10 protein-coding genes are annotated in these 15,419 nt (G+C 49.0%); all 10 read left to right on the top strand.

Annotated features, from left to right (window positions below; genetic code table 11):
- Window position 1: 1 nt before the first annotated feature.
- The 10 genes from mraY (at window position 2) to PHS46_05040 (ending at window position 15,404) form a co-directional block, all read left to right on the top strand.
- Entirely contained in the window at window positions 2–1,090 is a 1,089-nt protein-coding gene (gene mraY, locus PHS46_05085; protein MDD3905891.1) for a phospho-N-acetylmuramoyl-pentapeptide-transferase, read from the top strand.
- 7 nt (window positions 1,091–1,097) lie between these two features.
- Window positions 1,098–2,468 carry a UDP-N-acetylmuramoyl-L-alanine--D-glutamate ligase gene (murD, locus tag PHS46_05080; protein MDD3905890.1) on the top strand — a complete coding sequence of 457 codons (1,371 nt, stop codon included), beginning with the start codon at window positions 1,098–1,100 and terminating at the stop codon, window positions 2,466–2,468.
- Window positions 2,465–3,559 carry a putative lipid II flippase FtsW gene (gene ftsW / locus PHS46_05075; GenBank protein ID MDD3905889.1) on the top strand — a complete coding sequence of 365 codons (1,095 nt, stop codon included), beginning with the start codon at window positions 2,465–2,467 and terminating at the stop codon, window positions 3,557–3,559. Before murD ends, ftsW begins: the two co-directional genes overlap by 4 nt.
- Window positions 3,541–4,668 (top strand): undecaprenyldiphospho-muramoylpentapeptide beta-N-acetylglucosaminyltransferase, encoded by a 1,128-nt coding sequence (murG, locus tag PHS46_05070; GenBank protein ID MDD3905888.1) that lies wholly within the window; start codon window positions 3,541–3,543, stop codon window positions 4,666–4,668. Before ftsW ends, murG begins: the two co-directional genes overlap by 19 nt.
- Window positions 4,658–6,961 carry a UDP-N-acetylmuramate--L-alanine ligase gene (gene murC, locus PHS46_05065; protein MDD3905887.1) on the top strand — a complete coding sequence of 768 codons (2,304 nt, stop codon included), beginning with the start codon at window positions 4,658–4,660 and terminating at the stop codon, window positions 6,959–6,961. Before murG ends, murC begins: the two co-directional genes overlap by 11 nt.
- A complete protein-coding gene (locus tag PHS46_05060) occupies window positions 6,958–7,860 on the top strand; it encodes a D-alanine--D-alanine ligase (protein ID MDD3905886.1) in 903 nt (300 codons plus the stop codon). The genes murC and PHS46_05060 overlap by 4 nt, the downstream gene beginning before the upstream one ends.
- Window positions 7,857–8,657: a cell division protein FtsQ/DivIB gene (locus PHS46_05055; GenBank protein ID MDD3905885.1), complete on the top strand. Its 801-nt coding sequence runs from the start codon at window positions 7,857–7,859 to the stop codon at window positions 8,655–8,657. Before PHS46_05060 ends, PHS46_05055 begins: the two co-directional genes overlap by 4 nt.
- Window positions 8,654–9,733: a cell division protein FtsA gene (gene ftsA / locus PHS46_05050; GenBank protein MDD3905884.1), complete on the top strand. Its 1,080-nt coding sequence runs from the start codon at window positions 8,654–8,656 to the stop codon at window positions 9,731–9,733. The genes PHS46_05055 and ftsA overlap by 4 nt, the downstream gene beginning before the upstream one ends.
- Window positions 9,734–10,079: 346 nt before the next feature.
- A complete protein-coding gene (locus tag PHS46_05045) occupies window positions 10,080–13,916 on the top strand; it encodes a hypothetical protein (protein ID MDD3905883.1) in 3,837 nt (1,278 codons plus the stop codon).
- A gap of 120 nt (window positions 13,917–14,036) precedes the next feature.
- Window positions 14,037–15,404 carry a YchF/TatD family DNA exonuclease gene (locus tag PHS46_05040; GenBank protein MDD3905882.1) on the top strand — a complete coding sequence of 456 codons (1,368 nt, stop codon included), beginning with the start codon at window positions 14,037–14,039 and terminating at the stop codon, window positions 15,402–15,404.
- The last annotated feature ends 15 nt before the right edge of the window (window positions 15,405–15,419 follow it).

Here is a 15,419-nt window from a genome sequence, read left to right as displayed (position 1 = left end):
AATGTTATACTATTTACTATATCCGTTACGCGATCTTTGGTTCGGTTTTAACGTATTCAAGTATATAACCTTCAGGGCCGCGATGGCCAGTTTGACGGCATTTCTCATATCGCTTATATTCGGGCCGATGATAATCAGATGGCTCAAGGAAATAAACTTCGGACAGAATATAAGGCGCGAACATGTCGAGCAGTTATACGATCTCCATAAACATAAACAGGGCACACCGACTATGGGAGGTATCATCATAATACTCGCCATAGGATCGGCTACGCTATTATGGGCTGATATTTTAAATCAGTATGTAATTTTAACACTCGTTTCATTCTTATGGCTCGGACTCCTGGGATTTGCGGATGATTATATAAAAGTGGTGAAGAAAAGAAATCTCGGCCTTACCGCAAAAAGCAAGCTCGTCGGACAGATAGTGCTCGGGCTTATTTTGGCCGTATACATCATGGTCTTTACTCCGATACCAGCCGCGATATCGATACCTTTTATGAAACATCTGACGATCAACCTGGGATTATGCTACATATTATTCGTGATACTCGTTATAGTGAGCGCGACAAACGCTGTGAACCTGACCGACGGGCTCGACGGCCTGGCTATAGGATGCACGGTAATAGCCGCGATAACCTATTCGGTCTTAAGCTATATTTCCGGCAATGTCCTGCTTACCGATTACCTTAACATATTTTATCTGCCGGGTTCCGGTGAACTCGCGGTATTTTGCGCGGCAATGATAGGCGCCGGCTTAGGGTTCTTATGGTTTAATTCATATCCCGCCACGGTATTCATGGGCGATACGGGTTCGCTTGCGCTGGGCGGCGGAATTGGCGTAGTGGCCGTATTCATAAAGAAAGAATTACTGCTATTCTTAGTCGGGGGCATATTCGTCATAGAAGCGCTTTCGGTGGTTTTGCAGGTGTTATGGTTCAAGACAACGAAGAAGAGGCTTTTCCTGATGTCGCCCATACATCACCACTTTCAGCTTCTCGGATGGTCGGAATCGAAAATAATAATAAGGTTCTGGATAGTCGGCATAGTTATGGCGCTTTTAAGCCTTGCGACATTAAAATTACAATAATTAAAAAATGAACGTAAAGAATAAGACGATAACGGTAGTCGGCCTGGGTAATAGCGGCGTCAACGCGGCGCTTTTATTGCAAGCGCGCGGCGCTATGGTAAAGATCACGGATTCCGCGGATACTCCCGCGACGGAACGGGCGGCTCGGCGGTTGGAAGAGGCCGGCGTTCTCGTCGAGACGGGTGGCCACTCAGAGGGTTTTGTAAAAGGCAGTGATCTTGTGGTATTGAGTCCGGGCGTGGAGGATAGTTCGCCGGTAATAAAATGGGCCGCGCAGTTGGGTATACCTGTTATGGGCGAGATGGAGCTTGGTTACCGTTTCTGCAAAGGGAAAATAATAGCGATAACCGGAACCAACGGCAAGAGCACAGTTACGACGCTTATCGGTGAGATGTTGAAGATGGGCGGGAAGGACACGGTTGTTTGCGGTAACATCGGCAACTCGCTCTGCGGTGAGATCCCGCGAATAAAAGATGATACGTGGGTTGTCCTCGAAGTCAGTTCCTTCCAATTGGAAAAGATAGAAAAATTCAAGCCTGCCGTGGCGGTTATCCTGAATATACGGGACGATCACATGGATAGATACACAAAATTCAGCGACTATTTTAATGAAAAACTTAAGATATTCGCGAAACAGGATGTGGACGACTTCCTTATATTGAACAAAGATGCCGACGAACTTAAAAATATCCCCGGCATGGCCGATGCTAAAAAATTATTTTACAGCAGACTTGGCAGGACGGGCGGCGCGTATGTCGAAGACGGTAAATTCTTCTGTACGCTACGAGGAAAAACCGAAGAGATATGCCGGGTAACCGATATGCGGCTCAAAGGACTGCATAATGTCGAGAATGCTATGGCATCAATGCTGGCGGCCGGATGCGCGGGGGTGGATGCGTCTTCGATAAAGAAGGCGCTCATTTCTTTTACCGGCCTCGCGCATAGATTTGAAACGGTAGATACGATAGACGGTGTCGAGTATGTAGACGATTCGAAGGGAACGACGGTTGATTCCACGCGCCGCGCGCTGGAGTCTTGCACCAAGCCTGTGATATTGATAGCGGGCGGCAAGGATAAACACAGCGACTACTCGGCCGTGCGCGATATAGTCAAAGAGAAGGTGAAACGCATTGTGCTTATCGGAGAGGCGCGCGGGGCGATACGAAGCGCGCTGACAGGGACTGTCGAGATGGTGGAGGCGTGCGATATGCGCGATGCCGTATCGATGGCACGATCGTTCGCGACGGCGGATTCGCTCGTTCTGCTTTCGCCGATGTGTTCCAGTTTCGACATGTTCAGTTCGTATAAGGAACGCGGTGAAGTTTTTAAAAGAGCGGTGAAAGAATTGAAAAACGCGGGTAGTGGGGTAGTGGAATGAGAGATGTAAGAAGGTCGATATTCCTTATAACGATCATGCTCGTTGCCGTAGGGATCATAATGATATACTCGGCGAGCTCGATATATGCATATTCTTCGATGGGCGACAGTTTGTATTTTATAAAGCGTCATCTTATCTATCTGGCGGTAGGTTTTATACTTATGTTCTTTGCCATGGCCTGCGACCTGAAGAAATTGCAGAAGCTTTCGAAGCCGATGATGCTTCTGGCTATATTTATGCTGGTACTGGTACTCATACCGCACATCGGCAGGGAGACATCCGGCGCCAGGCGCTGGTTCAAAATAGGACCGGTAAATTTTCAGCCGTCCGAATTTGCGAAGATAGCAGTTCTGGTTTATATGGCGGATATTGTCGCCCGCAAAGGAACGATAATGAAAGCATTCTTCCGCGGTTTTCTCCCGGCGGCCATTATGCTGGGCGCTGTTGTGGGTTTTGTACTTCTGGAGCCCGACCTTGGCACTGCCATAACGGTGTGTCTGATAACTTTCATAGTACTTTATGTCGGCGGAATCAATCCCGCGTATATCTGGGGTTCGTTTCTGGCCAGCCTGCCGATATTATATATTCTGCTTTTTCGTGTTGAATACCGGAGGAAGCGTCTTATGGTATTCCTGAATCCATGGGCGGATAAGCGGGGAGCGGGTTTTCAAATAATACAATCGTTCGTTGCGCTCGGTTCAGGCGGGCCTTTTGGCGTAGGCCTTGGGCAGTCGCGCCAGAAACTTTTTTATCTTCCGGCCTCTCACACCGATTTTATCTTTTCGATAATAGGCGAGGAGCTGGGGCTCGCGGGAGTTGCCGTGATACTGTCGCTTTTTGCGTTCTTTATATGGCAGGGGATGAAAGTCGTATTTAAAGCCGTCGATACATTCGACAGGTCGCTCGCGCTCGGTATAGTTTCGCTAATAGCCATCGAGACGATAATAAACGTAGGTGTTACAGCCGGCGCCCTACCCACAAAAGGATTACCCCTTCCTTTTATAAGCTACGGCGGTAGCGGGCTTATATTCCATCTCGTAGCGGTGGGATTGCTTTTAAACGTTGCCAAATCATGCGAGACGTGCCGATGAGGGTGTTGATAGCGGCAGGAGGCTCGGGCGGGCACATATTTCCGGCGATAGCGCTTGCCGCGGAGCTGAAGAAATCGGCTCCGGGATCGATCGATGTGATGTTCGTAGGCAGTGATAAGGCGCTCGATCGACGGATATTCGAAAAAGAAGGAGTTAAATATTCGCTCGTTTCGGCGAATAAATTTCCGTATAAGCCGTCTTTCGAGATTGTACCGTTCTTTATAAAACTTAAGATAGACCTGGCGAGAACATTATTTACGATGCTATCATACAAGCCGGACGTGGTGGTGGGTTTCGGCGGATATGTGTCGTGCCCGGTTGTGATAGTGGCCTGGTTACTGCGCATACCGTGTCTGGTGCATGAGCAGAATGTCCGGCCGGGGCGATCGAACGCCATATTATTTCGACTGGCCAGCATGATCGCCGTAAGTTTTGAACGGACGCGCAGGATAAAATCCATAGAAAAACATGCTGGTAAGTTTATACTGACGGGCAACCCTCTAAGGCCGGAAGTTTTGAAAGACGATAAGACTTTTTCTATAAAACAATTTGGGCTCGACGGGGCAAAGTTTACTATTCTCGTCATAGGCGGCAGTCAGGGCGCTCATATCCTGAATGAGACATTTATTGCGGCAATGGCGGGAATGGATAAGGCGGTAAGGCCCTCTTTTCAGGTGATACACCTTACAGGCGTGAAAGATTACGAATGGGCCGTGAAGATGTACAGCGCTATCGATGGGTTGTCTGCGCGCGTCTATTCGTTTATCGATAGGATGGAGGAGGCGTATAGCTCGGCGGATCTGGCGATAACGCGCAGTGGCGCTTCCGCGATATTCGAGCTGGCTTGTTTTAGTTGTCCGATGATATTGGTGCCGTATCCGTTTGCCATGAGCCATCAGGCGGAGAATGCCAAAGTTTTCGAGGAAGCAGGCGCGGCTATGGTGATAGAGGAGAAAACTCTGGATGCTGTGGCGCTTAGGGGGCAGATATTACGTCTGGCGAAAGATTCCGCCGGGCGCAAAAAGATGGGTGAGGCCGCAAAGGCCCTGAGCGCGCCGGATGCGTCGGCGCGTCTTGCGAAGGAGGTATTTAGGTTAAGTGAAAAATAAAGCGCTTTTGAAAAATAAGAATATACATTTCGCCGGGATTGGCGGCATTGGAATGAGCGGTATAGCGCTCGTCCTCCTCGAGATGGGTTACAATGTCTCGGGTTCGGATGTGGAGCCGAGCGCCATAACCGACAAGCTAAAGACTATGGGCGCCGGGATATTCGGCGGCCATGCGGCGTCGAACATTAAGTCGGATACGCAGGTGCTCGTCTATTCGTCCTCGATCTCCGATGATAATCCCGAGATGAAGGAGGCGCGCCGCAGAAATATAGTTATCGCGCACAGGTCCGAGATCCTGGGCGAGCTTTTCAATGCCAGGATCGGCATAGCGGTTACCGGTACTCATGGCAAAACGACGACATCGTCACTGATCTCATTCATTTTGAAGAAATCCGGTCTCGATCCTACGGTCGTAGTAGGCGGTGAAGTCGACAGCTTAAATGGCAATGCCGTATTGGGTAAAGGGGCACACATGGTGGCGGAGGCTGATGAGAGTGACAGTTCTTTTTTAAGGCTTAAACCATTTTATGCCGTTATCACAAATGTAGAGATGGAGCACCTTGACCATTTTAAGACGCTGAAGTCCGTCAGAGACGCGTACGGTGCGTTCGCCCGGAATATCAAAAAGGGCGGAGCGCTCTTTTATAATAGCGAAGACGAAAACATGAAGAAGGTGCTTAAAAGCTACAATGGCCGAACCCGCGGCTTTGGCTTCTCGGCAAAAGCATACGCGCATCCTTTGAATATAGAGATGAAGGGGTTTAACACGACATTCGATTGCGTGTGCGGCGGCAAACTCCTCGGGAATGTTTCGCTTAAGATACCCGGTCGGCACAACGTCTTAAACGCGCTCGCCGCGATACTGGTCGGCCTGGAGCTGGGATTAAAGTTCGAAGAGATAACGGCTGTCATGAAGGACTTCGAGGGGGCTAAAAGAAGATTTCAGATGAGGGCGGAATCGAACGGGGTGATGCTTATCGAAGATTACGCGCACCACCCGACGGAGATACGCTCCGTTATCGCCGCCAGTCGTAATTGGGACGGGAAGCGCCTCGTAGCTGTATTCCAGCCGCACAGGTATTCGCGGACAAAGTTTTTCGCGGATGCTTTCGGAAAGTCTTTCGCAGGCGTCGATAAACTCATACTGACCGACATATACGCGGCCAGCGAAAAGCCCATTAAAGGCGTATCCGTTAAATGCCTTTATGACAAAGCTAAAAAGAACGGATTGAAGGATATTGCTATATTAAGGAAAGAGCTTATACCGGATCATATTATGAAACTTAAAAGGCCCGGCGACATGATAATAGTGATGGGCGCCGGCAACATAAAGAAGGTTGCCGATGAACTTTGCCAAAGGTTTTTGTCGGAACAAAGCGCCGGATGCAACATGGTGAAAAAACTGCGGCAGGTTGTGAAGGGAAAGGTCAAGGCGGGAGAGCGGCTTTCAGCGCACACTTCATTCAAAATAGGAGGCGCAGTAAACGGCTGGATTGAGCCTAAAGATATACAGGATCTCAAGACGGCGCTAAGTTTTTTGAATAAGAACAAGACGCCTTTCTTTATAATAGGGAATGGTTCGAATATATTGGCGAAAGATGAAGGTTTTAACGGTGTGCTGATACATCTCGGAAGCGAATTTTTTAAAACAATAAAATTTACCGGCGCCAGGATTCGAGTGGGAGCGGGGTTCAGCCTGCCGAAGCTTGTAAATATTTGCTGTGCTAAAGGACTCTCCGGGCTCGAGTCGCTGGTCGGTATTCCCGGCACCATCGGCGGGGCGATATACATGAATGCCGGAGGGTGGACCAATCCGATATTCAGGAATATGGGTGAGCTGGTCGATTCAATAAAGGTGATGGACGCGCGAGGCAAGGTTCGCACCCTGAGGTCGGGCGATATAAAATTCGGATACAGGTATTCAGGCCTCGAGGGAAGCATAATATTGGAGGCGGTGCTGAAAATGAATAAGGCCGACAGCGACGTGCTGGTTTCAAGCGCTTCCCATTTCCTGAAGATGAAGCGTGAAAAGCAGACTCTCGACATGCCCAGCGCCGGATGTGTATTCAAGAACCCGCCGGACTCTCAATTCACATGCGGACAAATGATAGATACTCTGGGGTTGAAGGGCCGAAGGTGCGGCGGCGCTGAAATATCGACGAAGCACGCGAATTTTATAGTTAACAGGGGCGGGGCAACCTGCAGGGATGTCCTGGGGCTTGCGGATATTGTAAAAAAGAGGGTAAAGGAGAATTACGGTCTCGACCTGGAAATGGAAGTGAAGATAATATGAAGAAGCTGAGAGTGGGCGTACTGGCCGGAGGTCCGTCGAATGAACGTGAAATATCCCTGCGCTCAGGTCGGGCGGTGCATGATGCGCTTATGCAGGAAGATGTAGACGTTTTTTTTGTGGACGTCCGTGATAATATTTATGATATAATCAAAAACGAAAGAATGGATGTGGCTTTTCTCGCCCTGCATGGAAGATTCGGCGAGGACGGGACGGTTCAGAAAATACTTGAATCTGCCGGTATAAAATATACAGGATCCGGGCCGCGGGCCTCGGAGCTCGCGCTGGATAAGATCGCGTCCAAACAGGAGTTTGTAAAGAAGAATATTCCTACCCCGCGGTATCAGGTCGCCGAAAAAGGGGATGGCCAACCTGCGCGATTGAATATAGGCCCGCCGCTTGTGGTGAAGCCGCAATTCGAGGGGTCGAGTATCGGGCTTTCCGTGGTCAGAGACGCCGGGTCGTTGAAAGAAGCGCTCGACAAGGCGTTCGAATACGGGACGCGGGCTCTTCTCGAAGAGTATATAACGGGACGGGAACTCACCGTCGGAATTTTGAACGGCGAACCACTGCCGGCGATAGAGATAGTGCCGAAAGAGCGCGTGTATGATTACAAAGCTAAATACGCCGACCCCGATACGCAATATCTTGTCCCTGCGCCGATAAGCGCGGATGAATCCAAACTGGCCCGCTCGCTCGGCAAGATGGCGCATGATGCTTTGGGGTGCAGATCGTTCTCCAGGACGGATATCATGATGGACGGGTCAGGGAATATGTTCGTCTTAGAGGTGAATACGATACCGGGTATGACGTCGCGCAGTCTGCTTCCGAAAGCGGCCGCCGCGATGGGGATAAGTTTTAACCAATTGTGTATAAAGTTGATCGAGGATGCCGTAAAATGAGTAAGCCCAAGAAAAATAAAAAAACAAGCCTTGCTTCGATAGCTAAGAATGCGCGCGAAGCTATATTAAGGCGCGCTATCAACATACTTGTCCTGGCGATATTTCTGGCGGTCGTATTTCTGCTGGGGAAGGCGTATATTTACAGATCGGATTATTTTAAACTGCGGAAGGTCGAAGTTAAAGAGACGCTCATGGATCCGAGATGTGTCAACGAAATAAGATCGAGGATCTTAAACGCCAATAAAAATAAGAGTGTTTTCCAGATCGACCTTAAGGAAATGGCGAATGTTCTGCGGCGTACATATAAAGATTCCAAAGATGTGTATGTAACGCTGGAATTGCCGGATAAATTGGTGGTGAGCTTGAAGGTGCGCAGAGCCGTATTGCAGGTTCGGGCCGATAAGCTCTATCCCGTCGATGAGGAAGGTGTGATCCTGCCGGCGGTGGATATTTTAGCGCTCAAATGGGTGCCGGTCGTGGACGGCGTACAGGTAAGCGCGGAGGATCGCAGGCGCATGATCATAGACTCCAGGAATCTGCGCGCTTCTATGGTTCTTCTCCGGGCCATAGCGAACGCTAAGCCGGTTGCTGACCAGGGTATAGAATCGATAGATGTAAAAGATCTCGGCAATATAGTATTTTATTTACGGAACGGCATCGAAGTCCGCATAGGCGGAGAGGATTTTAAGGAAAGGCTCAATGTCCTGGCTAAAACATTAAAAGACCCCAGGCTTATTATGGAGAGGATAAAATATATAGACCTGCGGTTTGGCGACGCAGTGATAGGACCGAAATGATGAATATACAGAAGGTAAAGATTGTTACGGGGCTCGACATAGGCTCATCGAAGATTTCGGCTGTGGCCGCCTCGATAAGCAAGAACGGGCACTTCGACATAATAGGGCATGCAACCAGGGATTCGCGGGGTGTTTCGCGCGGGGTTATTATTGACCTGAACGAAGCGGTGCAATCGGTGTCGAGCGTTTTGAAGAAGCTTAAATCAAAATTGCCGTCCGGCCTCGGAGGGATATATGTCAATATGACCGGTGAGGCGCTTAAAGGTTCCAGATCCAGCGGCATGATACCCATCTCCGTTCGCGGCCGCGAGATAACTGTAACCGACATGGCGCGTTGCGTGGATGCCGGTTCTACGATACATCTGCCGTTCGATAGGGAGATTATTCATAGAATAGTGCAGAGATTTTCGGTGGACGATCAGCCGTGGATAAAGAGCCCGCTGGGTTTATACGCTTCGCGGCTGGCGTGCGAGGTTTATATAATAACCGCGGCTGTTAACAATATGCAGGATATATATAAATGCGTTTCGAATGCCGGTCACGATGCGAAAGAGATCGTCTATACGGGATTGGCGGATGCCACGGCGGTATTGAATAATGAAGAGAAGGCCGCGGGTGTGCTTTTATTGAGCATAGGCGCCCAACTTACCGAGATGTCCGTATTTTTCGACGGAACGCTTTGCGGTATCGATATACTATCATCGGGTGCGGAAGATTTTAAGGGTGACTTTCGCGCGAGCCCTGTGTTCGACGGTATTATGGCGGCGGTCGCTTCGAAGATGAAGCATTTTGCGGACTCGGGGAACAAACTGCAGTCGATAGTGGTAACCGGCGGAATAATATTCTCCGACGGTGTCATTGAATACATGGAAGAGAAATTGGCGTGTCCCGTCCGGATGGGAGTGGCAAAAGACGTAAGGGGTGATATATCCGGCCTTGACAGCATACGGTTATGTACAGCCATAGGCCTTGCCAAATATGCCGCCGCTTCTTACGAGGAAAAAGTTCGTAGAGATAAAGATCTGATGGGACGCGTTTCCTCAGCCGTTGTTGATATCTTCAATAACTATTTTTAACCAACCACGTCGACCTCGGAGGTCGAACGGTTAAGATTTAAAAAATGTAGTTTTCTTCGCTTGACACTTCCTTTTAATATGCTAAACTGATCCCAGTTGTCCACCTTCGCTACTGCAGTGAGATTCAATGAAGCTTCGGTGAGATTTCGTTATTGACTTAGATAACAGCGCTCAATCCACCTTCGCTACTGCAGTGAGGCTCCATGAAGCTTCGGTGAGATTTCGCTATTGGCTTAGATAACAGCGCTCAACGCTTGGCAATTGCCAGGCGTTTTTGTTTTGAAACTAAAATAATTTAACAAGATATGTTTGTGAAATAAACACATAAAAACCATAGGAGCACCAAATGCATAGAATCAATCGAATAGTGTCGTCCCTGGTACTGGCGGCTTTTCTATTAAATACCGTTGTGGCGGACTACGTCTTTGCGCAAATGATCGGCTTTAAAGATTCAAATAATAATCTTGCTACTATGTCAACCTTTGACGATCTTAATGGAATAGAAGCTAAAGACATAGGCGATATCGAGAAGTGGGCCGCCGCGGCTTTCAACTATGTGAATAGTAAAGGGTTTGATGTTACCTCGATAACGCTTAATAAATTTGCTCAATTACCCGAAGAAAATATAGGAAGCACCATATTCAAAATGCCGGGCACGAAATTTTTTGTCAATGAATGCGAAACCCTGCCCGATGGTACATTACGGATTAAGGTAACGCGGAAAGATCTTATTCATGGTGCGAGAAGATATCTTGTCGAGTATAAAGCTGACCGCGACGAGCTTTCGGTTTATCCTGAAGGTAAGTCAAAAGTCAGGGTGCCGGAAGATAGAGCGGCGATAGATAGTTATAAGAAAAATGACGAGCTTGTAATAGGTGGTTTTATACGCGCGGCGATTCGCGACCCGAGAAACTTTACGGAGATAAGGGGCAGGGCCGATGACATAGGGCACGGCGCAAAATATCCGGGTATGATAAAGCCCGCACGCTATCTGCCGGTAAGATTCCTCGATTTTATGCGCGGCAAATTCAACGCGATAATGGGTGTATTCGGTGTCGATTTCGACACAGTTTTTTCGGACAGCCCCTTCCCTAAAAATTTCGTATTCATAAAGGTCCCAAGAGGGGGCAGTCTTCCTGTGATAAAAGAGAACGGACGGAATGTTACGGTATCTAGCCGTTCCAGCAATACCACGGTATATTTTTTCGTGTATGAGGATGCGTTCAATGCCCTTATGCATGCCACATCCGATTTGTGGGATGAGGTTGCTGACAAAATGTCGCTTTTTACCAACCTGACCCACGAAGCGGGAGCTGTTTGCGGCGCTCCGTACGAAATGGAAAAGGTATTTGTGGAAAACGGCGACGCCGTGCACGTTACAGTAAATGATTTTGACCTAGCCAATCGCGCTCTCTTAGGAACGCTTGCGCGGTTTGGTGTAGATAGTTCGGGGCGGCTTGCCGATGAAGATCGCGCGAATGTCGCCGCGCAATACGCGCACTTGCGCAATATGAGGCCGGTTGATCTCGATGTCCTGCGCGGCGTAAACTCGGCCGGCGAGCAATACGAGCGCGATTACGCGATGGGTGAGGGAAGTAGCAGGACGAGGGCGGGGAATTTAGATCCGTTAAAAGGATGGAGTGATACGCAGAAGATCATCGTGCTCTCAAATCTATGGAAAGAAGATGTTTTTACTCCCGTCGATGTTATGGAGGCTATTGGAAAAGCTAAGGAACGGTACCCGGGATTCGTATGCGAAAGGCTTGGGCTATTGGATGTGGTTAGACAACTTGCCCCCTTAGCGAAAAGCGGCATTATTACGGTTTCGCTAAAAGAAAGTCAGTATAAGTGCCGGGTGAATGACGGGGTGAGGCATAGAGTGGTGCTGTGGCATCTCATGAACTGGATGGAGCGTACGCTCAAAGCGTACGAAAAAGATAAACGATATTACGATGTCAATCTTTCCAGGGAACGTGTCGCGGCAATCAGGGATTTGATAGAAGGGATTAACGATAGTACTATGCTTGCGGAAACTGCTACTGCGTTCCGGGGGAAGGCCAACGCTGACAGCAGATTTGGCGCGCTTGAAGCGGTGCGCGATAGCATGGTCGGGATACTGGATGAGGCCGCAGCAATTTCCAGAATCGCGCAACGGGCCGCCGTCAATGAAAGACATGGTGAAAATCCCGTTGCGGGGACAGGCCAGTCCGTGCCGCTTAATCAGTTGCTTCATCATCCCATGCTCAACGCATTGATAAATATGGCATTGGATGACAAGTCGATTAAACAAACAATCATATATCCCGATAAGGGCCTTTTTAAAAAAATATACTATATGGGTAATGAAACAGATGCAAGTTTTCTCGATATCTTTAATGCCCTGGTACAAAATTACGCTATTAAGAATGAGGCAGAGGATGGCGGGGCAGTATCGTTAGCCGAAGCCGAAATGGATATTTTTAAAGCCATGATGAGCCGCGCCGGAATATCTATCGCGAGCGAAAATCTTGCATCGGGCCTTGAAATGATGAGAAAAGAGTTAGCGCGGCAGATCGAGCACTTTGGTGTCGACAATACCGAGAATGTTTATGTGCTAAGAAGATATAGGCCTTATCAAAGTACTATTATTGGTCATGCCCAAACGGAAAAACATATACATAATATGGCAATCAACAAGTTTTTTGATGACGCTTTAGATGCCGGACTAACGCCAAGATCGCGAACGGAAAAATATAGGGCGTGGCGAGCCGATCCCGACGGGATGAGGTTAGCGGTAAATATAGACGGGATAGGCGAGGATATTCCGGCTATAACAGGAAAGCTTACTTATAACGAATTCGTCCAGGAAGCTCATAATAGGGCTGAAGCGAAATATCCGATCACAAGAATGGCTGGTGTGCCGGTGGTATTAAACGTGATCCCTGAAATTATGTTGTCGCACGGCGAAGCTCCTACGGCAGGCGTAAGGCCGGTGGATAGAACTGAGGGGCAGGAGCCTGTTGATCGGATTGACTTGGAGCAGGAAAGTATGAAGGAGCCTCTTGGCGCAAGTATTACCGAGGTGCCTGTGGAGCAGTCCGAACAGTTAGATGAGAATTTAACGCAAGAGCAGGCCGAATCTATCCTGCGGGATTGTCAGGCTTTCGGGAATGCGGAGAATGTGCAGTGGCTGGCGTCGGCAATTAATCCTGACTCCGCCATAACGATTGACGAGATGGAAAAGTTGTTGCAAAATCAGGGGGTAATATATACTGATACGAAACATGTTCGTCAGATAAAGATCAACGATACGCAGAGCGCGCAATATACCGATTATTTTGTGCAGGCGATTGGTTATATATTGAATTTCAAAGGCTTATTAGCAAACCCCATTGATGATGAGGCTATCGGCGCATTAGACGTCGCGGTAGTTGCGGCGCCGCCGGAAGTGCCGGTTGCTGTCGTGTCAACGCAAACTACGCTGGCAATAGCTGAAGGCTATCACGCGCCGACGGTGGAATTGGCGGCGGCTTTAGGTGGTGTGGCGGCCGCATTGAATATCGGCGATATCACGGGTGGTGTCGATAATGTCGTGGCGTTTGGCAGGCAGATAGCGGTTGAGCCCGAAGGCAAAAGCCAGCTGTTACTACCCATAGAGTTTTTTGAGGGACAGCTTAAAAAGCATCAGGGCGAGTTTGGGGACAGGTTCGATTTGTCTGGAGTGAGCGGATTGACTGATTCACCGAAAGCGTATATAGATAATCTTCTTAGCAAGGTCAAGCCAGGTGAAGAGGGCAGGGCCATAGCGCTTGTTCCTGAGAATTTGCCTGAAGCGCAGATTGATCTTATTAAGCAGAGGACGGGCATACGGGTTATACCGATCAACATGGATGTGATAAGGACTATCGGTAGTTTGAGCGGCATGGACAAGAGGATGTTTCAGGTGAATACATATGCGATGATGTATGACCTGCGGCATCTTAAGGAAACCGATGATCCGTCCTCATTGATATATAGGATATCGCGCGATTATTACGCAGTTAATCATATCGACCTTAAGGGCGTGGCGTTACAGACGTATCTCGTTGAAGGTATCATGAAAGGCAATATTGATATAATGATGGCGGTCTGTTTGCGGCCCACCAGGCCCGCAGACGCGAAGAAGGAGTATGACGAGCTTTCGTATCCGATGATATTCGCGTAACCTTGTGTCAACCGCGCAGGTAACCTACGCGGTTGACATGGTTTTTATGGTTTTAGTAGGGCACCTGGCGGGAAGGGTGCCCTACTTGTTTTAGGGATATGAGTGTGATAATATAAAGTCATGCTGATTGATACACATTGCCATCTCGATTTTCCTGATTTCGATAAGGATCGGGAGGATTGTTTAAATAGGGCCAGGAGGGCGGGAGTAACCGGTATAATCGATGTCGGAAGCTCTATCGAGAGCTCGCGTCGGGCGGTGGCGCTGGCGAAGACCCATGAAATGATATATGCCTCGATAGGCGTTCACCCTCATGATGCCGGGACGGTTACAGATAAAGTTATTGCCGATTTTCGCGAGCTCGCAAAGAGCGAAAAGGTTGTCGCGATAGGCGAGGTCGGGCTGGATTTCTACAGAAACCTATCGCCAAAAGAAGAACAAAAGTCCGCTTTTATAAAATTTATACATCTCGCCGACGAACTCGATCTGCCGCTTATAATTCACGCCAGGGATGCGGCAGATGATACGATAAGCATATTGAATAAAGAGAAGGGCAGGCGCTTTTGCGGCGTGATGCACTGCTTTTCAGGCGACAAAAAGTTTTTGAAGGAATGCCTCGGCCTCGGGCTATATATTTCGTTCGCCGGGCCGCTCACATTCAAAAATGCCGCGGCATTGCGCGATGTCGCAAAAGAAGTCCCCGTCGAGCGGCTACTGGTCGAGACGGACGCGCCGTTTCTCGCCCCGCAAAAGTATCGAGGGCAACGCAATGAGCCCGCGTATATTACGTCCCTGGTCGATGAGTGGGCCGCCATTACGGGGCTTACGCAATCCGACATCGCGCGTATAACTACTCACAACGCGAATGAGCTTTTTAAGCTACGAGCGGCAGGCGGCGCGAAGATCGCCTATGAGATACGCGACTCTTTGTATCTGAACATAACCAACCGGTGCACGAATAAATGCGATTTTTGCGTAAGAAGCCAGACCGATTTCGTTAAAGGGCACAACTTAGTGCTCGAGCGCGAGCCGTCCGTTGAGGAAATCATCTCGGCGATAGGAAACGCGTCACGGTATAAAGAGGTTGTTTTTTGCGGTTACGGCGAGCCGACGATACGTCTGGATGCGGTTAAAGCGGTGGCGAAGAAACTTAAAGCGGACGGCGTCCGGGTGCGGCTGGTAACCAACGGTCACGGTGATCTTATAAACTCACGGCCTATCGCCGCGGAGCTCGCGGGAATCATTGATAAGGTCTGCGTCAGCCTGAATGCCGAGTCGGAAGAGAAATACGAAGAGATATGCGCACCGGAGTTCGGGCGGAAGAGTTTTAGGCACATAATTGATTTTATTAAAGGTTGTGTCGCGGCGGGTATAGAGGTGGAAGCTACCTGCCTTGATCTCGAAGGAGTGGACACAGTCAAATGCGAGACTTTGGCGAAATCGCTTGGCGCTGATTTTCGCCTGAGAAGATATGGTGTAACGGGTTAGGCGGGAGAGTTTCGA

The organism is Candidatus Omnitrophota bacterium, from assembly GCA_028699255.1.
In the GTDB taxonomy this organism is placed as follows: Bacteria; Omnitrophota; Gorgyraeia; order 2-01-FULL-45-10; family 2-01-FULL-45-10; genus FEN-1322.
Note: the sequence above shows the minus strand (reverse complement) of the source record. Positions and strands in the feature narration are given on the sequence as shown.